Raw genomic sequence first — 12,536 nt, 5'->3', positions numbered from 1 at the left:
CGGGGTGGAAAAATTCTATAAGGATTTCTTCTTTACCACGGTGATGCCCTTGGGACTGCTGAAGCATGACAGGAACTACAACTACTATGATGACCCGAAAACACAAACAGCCCTGGAACCTTTTATCAAAGAAACGCTCCTTACGCAAATGTCATTTCCTCAAGCAAAACCGGATATCATCTGCGTGGGTACCGGGAAGAACCTCAAATATCTCCAAGACTTCAATGAGAAACATGAGTGTTTTGAAACGATTGATGTGGTGCCTCATCCCCGATGGGTGATGCAGTATAGACGCAAAGAAAAGGCCAAATATATCGATCTCTATTTGGCGGCACTTGAAAAAGGCGTGCCATAGCCTCCGGGCTAGAGCCCAAAGTGGTTGATCGGACCGTGCCCTTTGCCCAGGATCATGTCTTTTCCCGCTTCGATGGCCTTGTTCAGGTAGTTGCACCCTTTCACGGTAGCTTCTTCCAGGGTGTCCCCCAAACTGAGATACGTTGCGATCGTGGAGGATAGACTGCATCCTGTACCGTGTGTATGTATGGTCTGCACGGCCTTGTTATGTATCTTGGTGAGCTTTTTGGTCTCATGGTTATAGAGTACATCCGTCATTTCATCTGTCAGCTCCAGGTGCCCGCCTTTGAGCAGTACGGAGACCTGGTATCTCTCACCCAGTTCTTTGGCCGATTCCTCTATATTTTCCAACGTTATCTTATGCCCTATCAGCAGTTCGCCTTCGGGAATGTTGGGCGTGATGAGGTAGACATGCGGCAGGAAGCGTTTCAGGCTCTCGACTGCCTCATCGGTGATGAGCTTGTCCCCGGATGTCGCTATCATGACCGGATCCAGGACGATCTTTTTGATGCCATACTTTTCAAGGGTGCTCTGTACGGTCTCTATCACTTCGGCCGAGTGCAGCATGCCTATTTTCACCGCACCGAACTCTATATCATCCAGCACCGCTTCGAGCTGTTTTTGTATATGCGCTACGGGTATCGCATGGATATCTGTCACCCCCTGGGTGTTCTGTGCGGTGGTAGCGGTGATCACCGATGCCGCATAGGCGCCGTTCGCACTGATGCTTTTGATGTCAGCCTGTATGCCGGCACATCCTCCCGAGTCACTCCCCGCGATCGTCAGAACGCTGTTGTATCTTCTGCTCATATTTTCCACTGCTCCTTGTTGTATGCACTGTCCCAGAACATCCACTCCAGCTTGGATGCCTTGAGAAATGCTTCTTCCATTTTGGCCAGGTTCTGCGGCGATGCGGTACGTGCATAGGTATTGGCTATCTCTATCGCTTTGTCTACCGCCGCGGCGAACTCTTCGCTCGCATAGGTGTCTATCCAGGACTGGTAGGGGTTCGGTTTCCCTTTATCCTGCATCTCCAAAATGTAGTCCCCCACCTCTTTGTAGATGGTAAAGCACGGCAGGACCGCAGCGATACCTACTTCTACCGACTCATGGTTGACGATACGCGCCACATAGCTGTTGTAAAGTTCACAGGTGGGCGAGGGCGTAGGGTGACGGTATTTGTCTTCCAGGAATTGATTGTGCAAAGCATCTTCTACGACGATGACGCCTGTGGCAGACTCATAGAAGAACTGTCTCTCATCCGGGTGGTGACACTTCGTTCCCACTTTGACGAGCGATTTTTTATACTCAGAAAGATAGAGTGAGTCCTGATTGACATAAAAGCCAAAGATATCCTTGTCCAGTCTGGCCTGCATCAGGTCCACCACAAAGTCGTGTGTGATAATGGCCTGAAAGATGTCTTCCGTTTTTGTTCTTATTTCGCTGTACCAGTTTTCCATCATAGATTTCCGTTCAATTTGTAATTTTGTCATCATAGCCAAGCAATAATGAAAGGTATCTAAAAAATTTCCTTTCTTTGGAATTCTTGTCTCTCAAGCATCCTGAACTTCCCATGATATGATTCAAGACCTGCAGAGTAGATATCACCTTTACTTATGCTGTTTTTGCTATAATGAACGACGTAAAGAAAAAAGAGACTTTATACCTTCATCTGTCCGTAGTAAAGTTTTCATGAGGTCAAGAGAACCAAAATGTATAAAAATGTATACCGTATTTCCCTGCTGCTGTTTTCCCTGATGCTCTTTGCCGGATGCACTTCCAAACAAAGGTATGACATGGTCATGGCCTCTGAACGAAGCAGTGCAGGGATGAAAAAAAAGTCTCTTACTTTGGATTTCGGGAAGATGGCCTATCATGAAAATAGTGTCAAGAGCGAGAAGACTCTGGTCCTGATCCATGGATTTGGGGGGAACAAGGACAACTGGAACCGGATGGTAGCGCTGTGGGATGGGAAATACCATGTGATCGCTCCGGATCTTCCCGGGCACGGAGAGAGTGTTTCCGATGAAACGCTGGGCTATACCACCGCACAGCAGGCCCAAAGGCTTGAGAGCTTCCTGAAAGCAAAAGAAGCAGGAAACATCCATATTGTCGGGCACTCTATGGGAGGTGCGATCGTTTTGCGCTATGTGAAGAACAATGCAGAGAACGTGAAGTCTTTGATACTGATAGATGCCATGGGGATGCATAAGACCAAAAGCGATGGGGACCTACTGGTAGAACGGTCTGAAAAGAATCCGCTGTATGATGTCTGTACGAAAGAGAGGTTTGAAACGCTTGTAGACTACTCCATGCATAAAACGTCACATATTCCATCCCTGTTCAAAGAGGTGATGTTTGAGGAGAAGTGTCAAAGAAAGGCATTGGAGAAGATCCTGTATGAGGGAATGTTCCAGGATGTCAAGCTGGATGCTATCGTCAAAAACATCACCGTGCCGACATTGATCATCTGGGGAGAAAAGGACAGGATCATCCATCCGAACAATGGAAAACTGTTTCATCATACCATCAAAAACAGCCAAATGGCCGTTTTAGAGGACATTGGACATATACCTCTGCTGGAAGACCCAAAACGAACAGCCGATACGATCGACAGTTTTCTTGAACAGATCGATCAATGATCTACCGATCCTTTCTTTAGATAGATACATATGGCTGCAAGAAGCAGGAGGATCTTCTATTTTTTGATGATTTGAGTTGTCATATCCGGCTTTTTAATGTATGATAATACTATAAGCAAAAAAAGCAGGGATCAAAATGCATGGATCGCTGTTGACTGAAAAGGTGGTACACAGATGCTGTTAATTATTATCGTGATCATGGGAGCTGTACTGGGCTTTACGTACGGAAGCTATACAGATGGTTTTATCTTTAGTTCTGACATATGCCTCTTCGCAGGGATCACCCTGATCATGCCTTCCCTGTTCAAATTCGAGTTCAGGCACATCAAACTGGTATGGGAATACAAGCTGCTGCTCTTGAAAGGCCTTGGGGTAAACTACGTCTTGCTACCGATATTTGCAGTTGCGTTAGGGTTCATGACCGGCAATTTCGGCGTCACAGCAGGTCTCTTCCTGATCTCGGTCTTTTCGGGCGGCGGTATGGTGATGCACTGGATCAAAAAATCGCAGGGAGATACGTCCCTAGGTTTTTTACTGCTTTTTATCAACCTGATCTTTGTCTCGGTTTCTCTATGGATGCTTCATATTTTCGCAACCTATAGTGCAGGCTATTTTGAGGTAAGCTACGACACCACCATCAGTATAGACAGATTTGCAAGTGCCGTGATCGAGCTGCTGATCGTCATACCTTTCCTCCTCAGCAGGGTGGTGATATGGATCAAGCCTTTGGTGAACGTTATAGAGAACTATCGCAGGTATATCAGTCATATCAGTATCTTTATTATCATCTTTTACCTCTTCGGTTTGCAAAACACGAAGCTGCTTGTCGATGTCTATGATTTCGAACCGGAGCTCTTCCCTATCTCTCTGGCAGCGGTAGCGGCATTCTACTTTTTGACGCTGATTGCTTCCATGTTCATTTATGACCTGAAGTCCGCTCAGGAAAGAGCGGCATTCTGGCACAGTGTCAGCAGGTACTTGACCCTTGCACTGGTGATCTCGACCTTTTCTGTCACTACCTTTGGCGTATCGATGCTTCTGCCTATCATGTCTGCCTATCTGGTGCAGATACCTCTTTCCGTATTTATCAGTAAAAAGTATATGAACGAGGCACCCCAAAGCAGCCAGGGTTCCCCAGCCGCTAAGTGATCATGAGATTGTTCATGAAGTTGTTTGCGATGAGCCTGCTGCGCTCTTTGAACTTCTGGGCAATGGCTTCCACATAGACTTCATCCAGTGTTTCTGCGAACAGTGCGAGCCACTGTTCAAAGGTTTCGCGTTTGAGGTTTCCCAGCCTGGTATGGGGCAGAAACAGATTCCCGTCATATTTGGGCTCGCCAAATGCCAGAGAACTCCAAAAGTTGACGATCGTTTCCAGATGCGACTGCCAGTGTTCACTGCTCATATCTTCGCCCAGTTTCGCGATAAAGAATGGCCCTACGGTCTCATCTTTGATGATCTTTGCATAGAATGACATCACGAGCATTCGGATGTTTTCTCTGGTGATCTCTGTTGCTTGCATGTTGCCTCCGTTATTTTATGAGTGAGTTCCGGTGTAAAGCGGCTTAAAGGAGGGGATCAAAGGTAGCTTGCCCACTCTTTGTCCAGAGCCGTTTGTGCAGATTCAGCATCCACCCACTCATCGCCGACCTCGACCATGAATTGTAGAAAATGTGCGATCGCCTTTTTTTGTTCCGGGGTAAACAGGTCAAGCTTGTCATGACCCAGCGCACCTCTTTCCAGTGTATAGATGGTGGTATCTACGGAAAAAGAACCCTCTTTATAATGCCTGATACTGTAGATCATATAGGCAGGCAGGGCCCATTTGATACCCTGTGAATCCATGAAGTCCATCACGGAAGAGTAGGACGCGACATATTTGTCCTCTATGTCTTTCCAGGACTTCCACCACATTCTGTCTTTGTTGTTGCCTTTCTGGATGATCTTCGGACTGCTCCCCATGTCGATCTCATCCGCTTCGTAAATGCCTATGCCGTCTTTCAGTTCCACATCTTTAAATGCGGTTTCTATCTCTTCTATGAGTTGTGTCTGGTCGATCATCTGTCGTTCTCCTCTAACGTATTTCTATGCTTATAGTGAATTCTATGTTAATCCTACATTAATTTATAATTAAAATAGGTGACAGCTGTCTTAGCTCTTGACCGGTTTCGTGATCAGGTACCCGCCTATCAGTACAGGCAGGATCCCTACCAATTGGCGGAATTCCGGTACTTCATCCAGATAGAGATAGGCAAAAAAGAGTGTCATCATCGGCATCAGGGCAAGCATCGCAGAGAGTTTCGTGATGGAGATGCGGTTGAGCGCTTCGATCCACATGATCTTGGAGACCACGTAGACGCCTGTGGCTATCAGAAAGATATAGGGCAGGGCGGACATAAATGCCTCGGCAGTGACAGCAGGTTCCATCAGGTAGGCCATCAGTGCCACAAAAGGCAGACCGACCAGCGTCCTGAACCCCAAGATGGTCTCTGAAGAGCAGTAGACCCTTGCACGTTTCTGGTACAGGTTGACGATGGGAGCCATGGCGGCGGCTCCCAGGATAAGCCAGTCCCCTTTGTTGAATGCCAGGTCCTCGGGGATGAGTATGATCAGTGCACCGACACCCATGACAATAGCCCCTATAAGGTGCATCTTTTCCATTTTTTCTTTCCCAAGGACATTGAAGTAGAGGTAAGAGAAGAGCACCTGCAAAAAGACTATGACGGCCATATTCCCCGCTGTCGTGTAGCGCATCCCTATAAAGAGGAAGGCGAAAATAGAGGTGATCCAAAAGGTGGTCAGGAGCAGATCCTTATAGGCCGCTCTGTTCTTAAGCTCGGAAAAGCGCTGACGTTTGTACATGATGGCAAGAAAAAAGAACAAGGAAATGACAAGGCTGTACATGTAGGTATGCAAGGCACCCACATAGGACATCGCTACGATGGAAAGTATGGGAAACCAGGACTCAAGGACGCTAAGTCCCAGCATCAGCAATTCACCTTCACGTTCTCTGGTCATGGCTTATTCCTCTTCTTGTTTTTTGCGTATTGTAGCTAAAAACAGCCGTAGGTAGGTTGTGTGAACGGATGGAGGATATTTTTTGGTTTTTATAATATTATAATAGCCTGAATTATCTAGACAGCTAAACACTCAGATTTATTTCCCAATGATATAATAAAAACATTGAATACGGGAGATAAAAATGGCTAGAAAAAAAGGTCAGATATACAGTGCTGAGCAGAAGAGGAAACTGCTATGATAATGCAGTAGCAGAAAGCTTTTTCAAAACACTCAAAAGAGAATGTGTCAGAAAACATATCTTTACCATAAGATCGGATGCAAAACGAAAGATCTTTGAATATATAGAGATGTTCTACAACTCAAAAAGACGGCATAGTTATCTAGATTATCTCTCTCCAAACAACTTTGAGATTAAGATATTATGCAGACATCAGAAAACAAGAGGTGTTAGCGTCTAACATTGTTTCTACTAAATAGGGGTCATTCCAAACCATCCCCAAAATTTAGACCACATTTAGGCAGACAATTTCCGTTTTTGATTATGCCGTTCTAAAATTGGACAGGGCTTAAATCTCCCAAAGATTCATGAGAACGATGATAATTATAATCGATCATCCACTCTTCTGCTTTTTCTCTGACTTCTGATAATGAACGAAAAACATAACAATCAATCAGTTCTCTTCTGAAACTGCCGTTAAAGCGTTCCACTCGTGCATTCTCAGTGGGTTTGCCAGGTCTGATGAAATCAAGTTTTATGTCATGCTGTTCGCACCACAGTTCCAGTCGGGTAGAAATGAATTCAGGGCCGTTATCTAATCTGATCATGTTTGGTTTTCCCCTCCATTCACAGATACGTTCAAGTGTTTCAATGACACGCCTTTCAGGAAGGGAGGTATCGATCTCTATATCAAGCATCTCACGGTTATATTCATCGATCACATTCAGTAGCCTGTAGCGTCTACCGTTCCAGAGCGTATCGCTCATGAAATCCATTGACCAGACATGATTGATAGCCTCAAGTGCTTCAAGTGGTGTCTTGATACGCTGTGGCAGCCTTTTCTTTGTCTTTCTTCTTATATTGAGTCCCAGTTGTCTATAGATACGATAAACACGTTTATGGTTCCAATCATAACCTGCATTGCGGATACGAAGGAACAGTTTACGAAAACCGTTCCTTGGATGCTTTTGTGCGAAATGGTTCAGCACATCGATCACATCCTGATCATTGCGCTCTTTATATTGGTAATACATCGTGCTTCGATTGATGTTCAATGCAGTACATGCCTGACGGACACTCAGATTATGCTCTGTCTTCAAATATTCTACAGACTCGCGTTTCTCGTCAGGCGTCAGAGCTTTTTTTCGATCAGATCCTTGAGGGCATGATTCTCCAGCGCCATCTCTGCAAACATCTTCTTGAGTTTGGCGTTCTCTGCTTCAAGCTCTTTAAGACGTTTTATATCGGATACGCTCATCCCACCGTATTTGCTCTTCCATGCATAATAGGTCTTTGTTGTAATGCCGTGTTTACGGCATACCTCCGCAACTTTCATCCCTACTTCTACTTCATTTAAAATGCCTACGATCTGGCTCTCTGTAAATCGACTCTTTCTCATGGTTTCTCCTAATATTATTTTAGCAGAAACTGTTACCTTATATTTGGTCTATTTTATGGGGAGGGGTACATATGTAGATAACTATAGACAAAGGAGTGTTAGGATGGCAATAGGGTGGTACCGCAGGTCGGATGCCCAGGTGTATTTTGGAAAAATCTGGGCATCTTACCGTAAACTACCTAGTAGGGTGTCATTCCATTATATTCAGATACGGATGAATAAAAAGGGGACACATAGAAACAATATTTCTATAATAAATCGTAATATTACATAAAAATGACAATATATGTGTTAGTATTATTGTCTATAAAAAAGGAAAAGGAAGAAAATGAAAAAATTACTCAAACTAAGTGCTCTCTTAATAATGACAGCTTTTATAACTGCAGGTTGTAGAAGTAGTGCAATATATAATGTAGAAAATAGCAAAATCGATAATCGAAAATCATCGGCAGTAGTTTACAGAGCCATTAAAGAAGCGGGTCAGTCTCTAGGGTGGAAGATAACGAAAATTAGACCAGGTGTTGCAGAAGGAAAACTTTATTTAAGAACACATCTTGCTGTGGTAAGGATAAACTACAGTGGCTCTGCCTATAGTATCCATTATGTACGCAGTGAAAATTTAGATTATGATGCTGAAGACCAGACGATCCACAGTAATTATAACGGATGGGTTCAGAACCTGGAAAAAGCAATTGATGCGCGTCTTTAGAAGCCAGCGAATAAAATAGAATTTCTATTTTATTCGTAATTTTTTACCTATCTGGTTGATAGGTATTTTTTCTACGATTGTCAACTTAATTGAAAACTTAAGGTTAGACAAATTACATTGTAATATTTTTTTGATCTCTTTAGCAGAAAATGCCTTCTTTGTTTCTAATGTAATATCTAAATATTCACCCCGTAACGAATCATTTTCAAGTTCTACAAATACCAAGGCCTTATTTATCCCGTCTACTTTTTCTAGAATGTTTTCTACTTGAATAGTTGAATAACGTTTACCTGCCAATTTAAAAATTTTTGAGCTTCGTCCTATAAGTTTAAAACCCGATGGTTCCTGTTCTATATAGTCAAATGTCTGTATTTCACTATATGTTTGTTTAAGACGATCCTCATATAGAACAGGTGAAACAAATGGTGAATTTACTTTTAACTCATTGTTTTCATTCGTAGAAATATCAACATATTCAAATGGTTTCCACAGGGTATCATCATTTATTTTATAAGCAATCCCCCCTGTTTCTGTAGAACCAAAAATCTGAATAATATCTGACCTATATTGTTGATTAAAGGCTATGATATTTTCACTGTCAAGAGGTCCTGTTGAACTAATAAAGATAGAATGACTTAAGTCTTTCTTTTCAGAAAGCTTGTTCAGTGCCTTAATATAGAGAGGTGTAGTAACAACCATACTGTTATCATCAATCATATTGAGTAATTCATGAGGTAAAAAATGTTCTTTTAATACTATGTCAATACCCTTGATAAGAGGGAACATTAGACCAAATAACGTTCCATATAGATGAATAAAAGGGACAGTTACAATTACTTTCTTTATTTTGTATTTTTCCAATAAGTCTATTAAAACACTCACTTCAGATTCGATATTTTTCTTGGTTTTCAATGCAGCAACAGGGTGACCTGTACTTCCGCTTGTAAAATACATCAGAGAAAAATTTTCTTGATCAAAAATGGTTTCATCTCTCTTTTTTTCTCTAAGCTCTGAAATGTTTAAAGTCTTTAATCGATCTAAGATGACCTTATTTGTGTTATCCACTAAAATTGCTTTGGCATTTGAAAAATATGCCTTTAAAATATTTAAAGCATTTGACTCTTTTGCTTGAGTTCCTATATAGCCAACCTGTCCATACAGAGTTCCATCAAAAAAATCCTCCTTGCTGATATGATAACGGTTTAAACTACCATCATCATTAACCACGTTAAGATACATTATCAACCCTTTTCACAAATACTAATAAGATAGCAATGGATACGATCCCAATAGTGGCAACTATTCCCAAAGAGTAGAGTGCATTTATACTACTGAATATAAGTACACCAAAACCTGCGAAAGTACTTATAAGTGAATAGGTTATGGCTTTTTTAGTTAGATCATTATTTTTTTTTGAAAGATAAATAGCATAATCAATGCCAATTGATAAAATAATAACGAGCATGAAAAGATGTAAAATATTTATAGATGTAAAGTAAGCATATAGACTTACCATTGAAATAGGAAAAATTAAATATAACATAGCATACAGTATAGCGTTTCTTGTAAAAATATAGAGCAACACTACAATAACAATCAGCGCCACTATGCTTAGTTTTAACAATTGGGTCATAGATGTTTTCATAGATATTTCAAAACGTTCTTTTATACTTAAACTTTCTGCAAAGTCATATTTCAAAACCTTTTGATACATCTCTTTATTCACTGTTCCATAAGTGATATAAGATGCATTCATCCTAACAATATCTATACCATACATCTTAATATTCTCTTCTGTATAATTCATAAATGGCTTTTTTGCTTCATAGGCATCTTTAAAATACCCTTTTATAAAACCAAGTTTTGTGGCTTCAGTATCAAGTTCGTCTTTTAGTAAAGTCATGGACCCTAATATAGCCTTATTCTTTTCGTATGAATTTCGACTCATAAGTGATGATATAGGTATGTAAGCTGAAGCAATATCTTCTTTGATCTTTTGTGCATAGGTTATTAACGCATCAATACTTTCTGCTTTTAGTGCAAAGGTCATGTTATCGCCTGTATGTAATTGTTTTGCAAAAAACTGTTCAGTCTGGCTTAGTTTTCTGTTGTCATAATCTAAATTTTTCAAATTCAAGTCAAAATGTATCCATAAAGGTGAAATAACAATAATGATCGTAGAAACGATAAAGAGCATTTTTACATTTAAAAAATTTAAATTAGTGTGTGGGGTATTCTTTTGTATTTTAAACAGTTTAAATCCAATTTTTGGATATAAAAATGCAAAATGTAAATAAGAAACAATCAAAGAGATCATGGCAAATATAGCAATTTGTTTAATCAACAAAAATGAGGTAAAGCTCAAAATAAAAAAAGTGGTAACGGTAGTTAAAAATCCAAATAAGACTTCTTTATTATAAGATCTATTTTTAAGATAGTAGCCATGTACGTAATGATGAAACATATAGTCTATAGCAATAGTACTGATAGAAATACCAAATACAAATACAAAGATTGAAATTTCATCATAAAACTGTGTAATTACGATAGTTGAGAGGATGGCAGAGGTAAGCAGTGTCGTGACAGTATTTAAAAGTAAAGATATATCTCGTAATATGAACACATAGAGTAACAATAAAATGCTCATTGCTATAAATATAATATTGTTCACATCAGAAGTGATCGCTTGTGAGTTTTCAACATAATAGAATAGGGGACTAAAAAGTTCAACACCCTTTTTATCACCTACGATCGTATGGATCTGATGATAGAGTTCTTTGTGCTGTTCAAGTGTGCTGCTATTTAATCTAAATACTGAAAGATATCCGTATTCACCTAAAACCAGATGGCCATTCTTCAATTGAAATGCAGGAGTCTCAGAAGTTTTCAAAAGATTAAAAGGATCAACTTTGTCAATGTTGATCGGAAAGAATGAAGTTGTCATTTCTGTATATAGTTCTTTCAGTGCTTTAGATACATTGAGCTCAGAGAGCCTATCTTTATCGATCTTATGAGTAAAAAGTTTGTATTTCTCTTGATGTTCTTGTAGTTTACTGTTCCCACTCATTTGTTTGGCAGAGAGTAAGGGTAAGGATGCCAGATCTTTCTCTAATTGTCTGATTGTCTCTAATGCATGTACATCAAAACCTTTAACGGCTAGTAAAAGTATTTTATTATTTTGTGTTTTTTCAAAAGTCTTTATCAGCTCTTTTGTTTCACCGGTAGGAAGGACTGATAATAGTGATGTGGATAAGTAAGTATAAGATTGTAAAAATATCAATACTGCGAGTGAAACAATAAAGATAAAGATATTAGAGTACTTCATTGGTCTCTTCTATACGTATGCTGTCTTTATTACTTAGGTTTATCTGTAAGAAATCTAGTTTTTTATCTGTTTTTTTATAGCTTGCACTGTCTACATAAGATGAAATATTGTTAAGAGGTGTCAGTAAAACAAGCCCTTCCGTCTCATGTATGCTAAAGTAAGACTCAAGCATCTTTTTATTGTCATGATACACAGCGTCAAAAAGAACAAAAAATATTTTAACTGCCGGCCTTTTACTGAGATCTAACTCTTTTTTTACGTCACCAGTTTGATGAATAAGCAGGTCACCATTATAAATAAGTACTGTTTCATCTCCATCATACATTATCTCTATAGAATGCTTTAAAAATTTTATTTTACCCGTTTTATGAAATGTGGCATCTAAAGCATTATGATACCTCTCTTCAGAAAAGCCAATACTCTGTCCGAAAATAGGTAGAGATAACAGAAATATAAGCGCCAAAGCCTTAAACATCATGATTCCTTAAAAAAATATATTGTCTATGCAAAAACTGGATGATCCCAGCGCCTATAAATAAAAGGTACCAACCAAAAGAGCTATAGTATAGCCAAAAGGTGATATTTGTATCTAAAAATATACCCAAGTGAATAGCTGTATTGATCACACTTAGTACAAACCAAAATAGTGTGGATCTGTGTATATATTCTTTTTCATCTGTAGATATAATTGTTTTGGAAAACTTTTCTGCGAAATAGAGGATAATAGATCTGCCTTGAAGATACGAGGATAATATGATAAGTGAAAAAAGGGTAGATATAAGAAGCGGCATTATCTTGAGTACTGAAAAAGCTTCTGACAGATAGGAAATGATAGCTACCAGTAAGTAAAAGAGTGGGAAAAGTACAGA

General features: G+C 40.0%; 13 protein-coding genes and 1 pseudogene. 5 read left to right on the top strand and 9 right to left on the bottom strand.

All coding sequences use genetic code 11. The features are described from left to right. Nucleotides 1-355 (top strand): hypothetical protein (locus VIM88_RS00600; protein ID WP_331860940.1); only part of this gene is annotated, 355 nt, incomplete at its 5' end. An 8-nt stretch (nt 356-363) separates the two neighbouring features. Here VIM88_RS00600 and thiD read toward each other — a convergent pair. Together thiD and VIM88_RS00590 are read right to left on the bottom strand one after the other, a co-directional pair. Beyond that, complete coding sequence (gene thiD / locus VIM88_RS00595; RefSeq protein ID WP_331860939.1) at nt 364-1,164, bottom strand: bifunctional hydroxymethylpyrimidine kinase/phosphomethylpyrimidine kinase; 801 nt, start codon at nt 1,162-1,164, stop codon at nt 364-366. Beyond that, nucleotides 1,161-1,817 carry a TenA family protein gene (locus tag VIM88_RS00590; protein ID WP_331860938.1) on the bottom strand — a complete coding sequence of 219 codons (657 nt, stop codon included), beginning with the start codon at nt 1,815-1,817 and terminating at the stop codon, nt 1,161-1,163. The genes thiD and VIM88_RS00590 overlap by 4 nt, the downstream gene beginning before the upstream one ends. A 249-nt stretch (nt 1,818-2,066) precedes the next feature. Between VIM88_RS00590 and VIM88_RS00585 the strand changes: the two genes are divergently transcribed. Both VIM88_RS00585 and VIM88_RS00580 read left to right on the top strand, forming a co-directional pair. Further along, a complete protein-coding gene (locus tag VIM88_RS00585) occupies nt 2,067-2,996 on the top strand; it encodes an alpha/beta hydrolase (RefSeq protein WP_331860937.1) in 930 nt (309 codons plus the stop codon). A gap of 174 nt (nt 2,997-3,170) precedes the next feature. Next, a complete protein-coding gene (locus VIM88_RS00580; RefSeq protein WP_331860936.1) occupies nt 3,171-4,145 on the top strand; it encodes a hypothetical protein in 975 nt (324 codons plus the stop codon). Here VIM88_RS00580 and VIM88_RS00575 read toward each other — a convergent pair. From VIM88_RS00575 to VIM88_RS00565, 3 genes are all read right to left on the bottom strand, one after another. Beyond that, nucleotides 4,138-4,518 (bottom strand): group III truncated hemoglobin, encoded by a 381-nt coding sequence (locus VIM88_RS00575; protein ID WP_331860935.1) that lies wholly within the window; start codon nt 4,516-4,518, stop codon nt 4,138-4,140. The genes VIM88_RS00580 and VIM88_RS00575 overlap by 8 nt on opposite strands. A gap of 56 nt (nt 4,519-4,574) precedes the next feature. Continuing rightward, the gene (locus VIM88_RS00570; protein WP_331860934.1) at nt 4,575-5,057 is read right to left on the bottom strand and encodes a DUF6714 family protein; all 483 of its coding nucleotides are present in this window, start codon (nt 5,055-5,057) and stop codon (nt 4,575-4,577) included. A 90-nt stretch (nt 5,058-5,147) separates the two neighbouring features. Continuing rightward, nucleotides 5,148-6,014, bottom strand: a complete 867-nt coding sequence (locus VIM88_RS00565; protein ID WP_331860933.1) for a DMT family transporter — start codon at nt 6,012-6,014, stop codon at nt 5,148-5,150. Between the two features lie 215 nt (nt 6,015-6,229). On the opposite strand from VIM88_RS00565, the pseudogene VIM88_RS00560 reads away from it, so the two are divergent. Then, a pseudogene (locus tag VIM88_RS00560) lies at nt 6,230-6,475 on the top strand (IS3 family transposase); the annotation flags it as partial. A gap of 91 nt (nt 6,476-6,566) precedes the next feature. On the opposite strand, the gene VIM88_RS00555 reads toward VIM88_RS00560, so the two are convergent. Then, nucleotides 6,567-7,633 (bottom strand): IS3 family transposase gene (locus tag VIM88_RS00555; RefSeq protein WP_331860932.1). Its coding sequence is split into 2 segments (ribosomal slippage): nt 6,567-7,381 and nt 7,381-7,633, totalling 1,068 coding nucleotides; the frame shifts between segments, so codons are not numbered across the junction. 328 nt (nt 7,634-7,961) lie between these two features. Here VIM88_RS00555 and VIM88_RS00550 point away from each other — a divergent pair. Then, nucleotides 7,962-8,342, top strand: a complete 381-nt coding sequence (locus VIM88_RS00550; RefSeq protein WP_331860931.1) for a hypothetical protein — start codon at nt 7,962-7,964, stop codon at nt 8,340-8,342. Between the two features lie 24 nt (nt 8,343-8,366). Here VIM88_RS00550 and VIM88_RS00545 read toward each other — a convergent pair whose 3' ends face one another. The 3 genes from VIM88_RS00545 to VIM88_RS00535 are packed head-to-tail and all read right to left on the bottom strand — an operon-like array spanning nt 8,367 to nt 12,142. Further along, nucleotides 8,367-9,581, bottom strand: a complete 1,215-nt coding sequence (locus VIM88_RS00545) for an AMP-binding protein (RefSeq protein ID WP_331860930.1) — start codon at nt 9,579-9,581, stop codon at nt 8,367-8,369. Then, on the bottom strand, nt 9,571-11,667 hold the full coding sequence (locus VIM88_RS00540) for a hypothetical protein (RefSeq protein ID WP_331860929.1): 2,097 nt from the start codon (nt 11,665-11,667) through the stop codon (nt 9,571-9,573). Before VIM88_RS00540 ends, VIM88_RS00545 begins: the two co-directional genes overlap by 11 nt. After that, a complete protein-coding gene (locus VIM88_RS00535; RefSeq protein ID WP_331860928.1) occupies nt 11,654-12,142 on the bottom strand; it encodes a hypothetical protein in 489 nt (162 codons plus the stop codon). Before VIM88_RS00535 ends, VIM88_RS00540 begins: the two co-directional genes overlap by 14 nt. Nucleotides 12,143-12,536: the final 394 nt, after the last annotated feature.

Source organism: Sulfurovum sp. (genome assembly GCF_036568385.1).
Classification (GTDB): domain Bacteria; phylum Campylobacterota; class Campylobacteria; order Campylobacterales; family Sulfurovaceae; genus Sulfurovum.
Note: the sequence above shows the minus strand (reverse complement) of the source record. Positions and strands in the feature narration are given on the sequence as shown.

Bases quoted from the DNA above. Each gene is read 5' to 3' on its own strand.
- VIM88_RS00535 (WP_331860928.1), bottom strand. From the start codon at position 12,142: ATGTTTAAGGCTTTGGCGCTTATATTTCTGTTATCTCTACCTATTTTC.
- VIM88_RS00590 (WP_331860938.1), bottom strand. From the start codon at position 1,817: ATGATGGAAAACTGGTACAGCGAAATAAGAACAAAAACGGAAGACATC.
- VIM88_RS00585 (WP_331860937.1), top strand. From the start codon at position 2,067: ATGTATAAAAATGTATACCGTATTTCCCTGCTGCTGTTTTCCCTGATG.
- VIM88_RS00570 (WP_331860934.1), bottom strand. From the start codon at position 5,057: ATGATCGACCAGACACAACTCATAGAAGAGATAGAAACCGCATTTAAA.
- VIM88_RS00565 (WP_331860933.1), bottom strand. From the start codon at position 6,014: ATGACCAGAGAACGTGAAGGTGAATTGCTGATGCTGGGACTTAGCGTC.
- VIM88_RS00540 (WP_331860929.1), bottom strand. From the start codon at position 11,667: ATGAAGTACTCTAATATCTTTATCTTTATTGTTTCACTCGCAGTATTG.
- VIM88_RS00575 (WP_331860935.1), bottom strand. From the start codon at position 4,518: ATGCAAGCAACAGAGATCACCAGAGAAAACATCCGAATGCTCGTGATG.
- thiD (WP_331860939.1), bottom strand. From the start codon at position 1,164: ATGAGCAGAAGATACAACAGCGTTCTGACGATCGCGGGGAGTGACTCG.
- VIM88_RS00580 (WP_331860936.1), top strand. From the start codon at position 3,171: ATGCTGTTAATTATTATCGTGATCATGGGAGCTGTACTGGGCTTTACG.
- VIM88_RS00545 (WP_331860930.1), bottom strand. From the start codon at position 9,581: ATGTATCTTAACGTGGTTAATGATGATGGTAGTTTAAACCGTTATCAT.
- VIM88_RS00550 (WP_331860931.1), top strand. From the start codon at position 7,962: ATGAAAAAATTACTCAAACTAAGTGCTCTCTTAATAATGACAGCTTTT.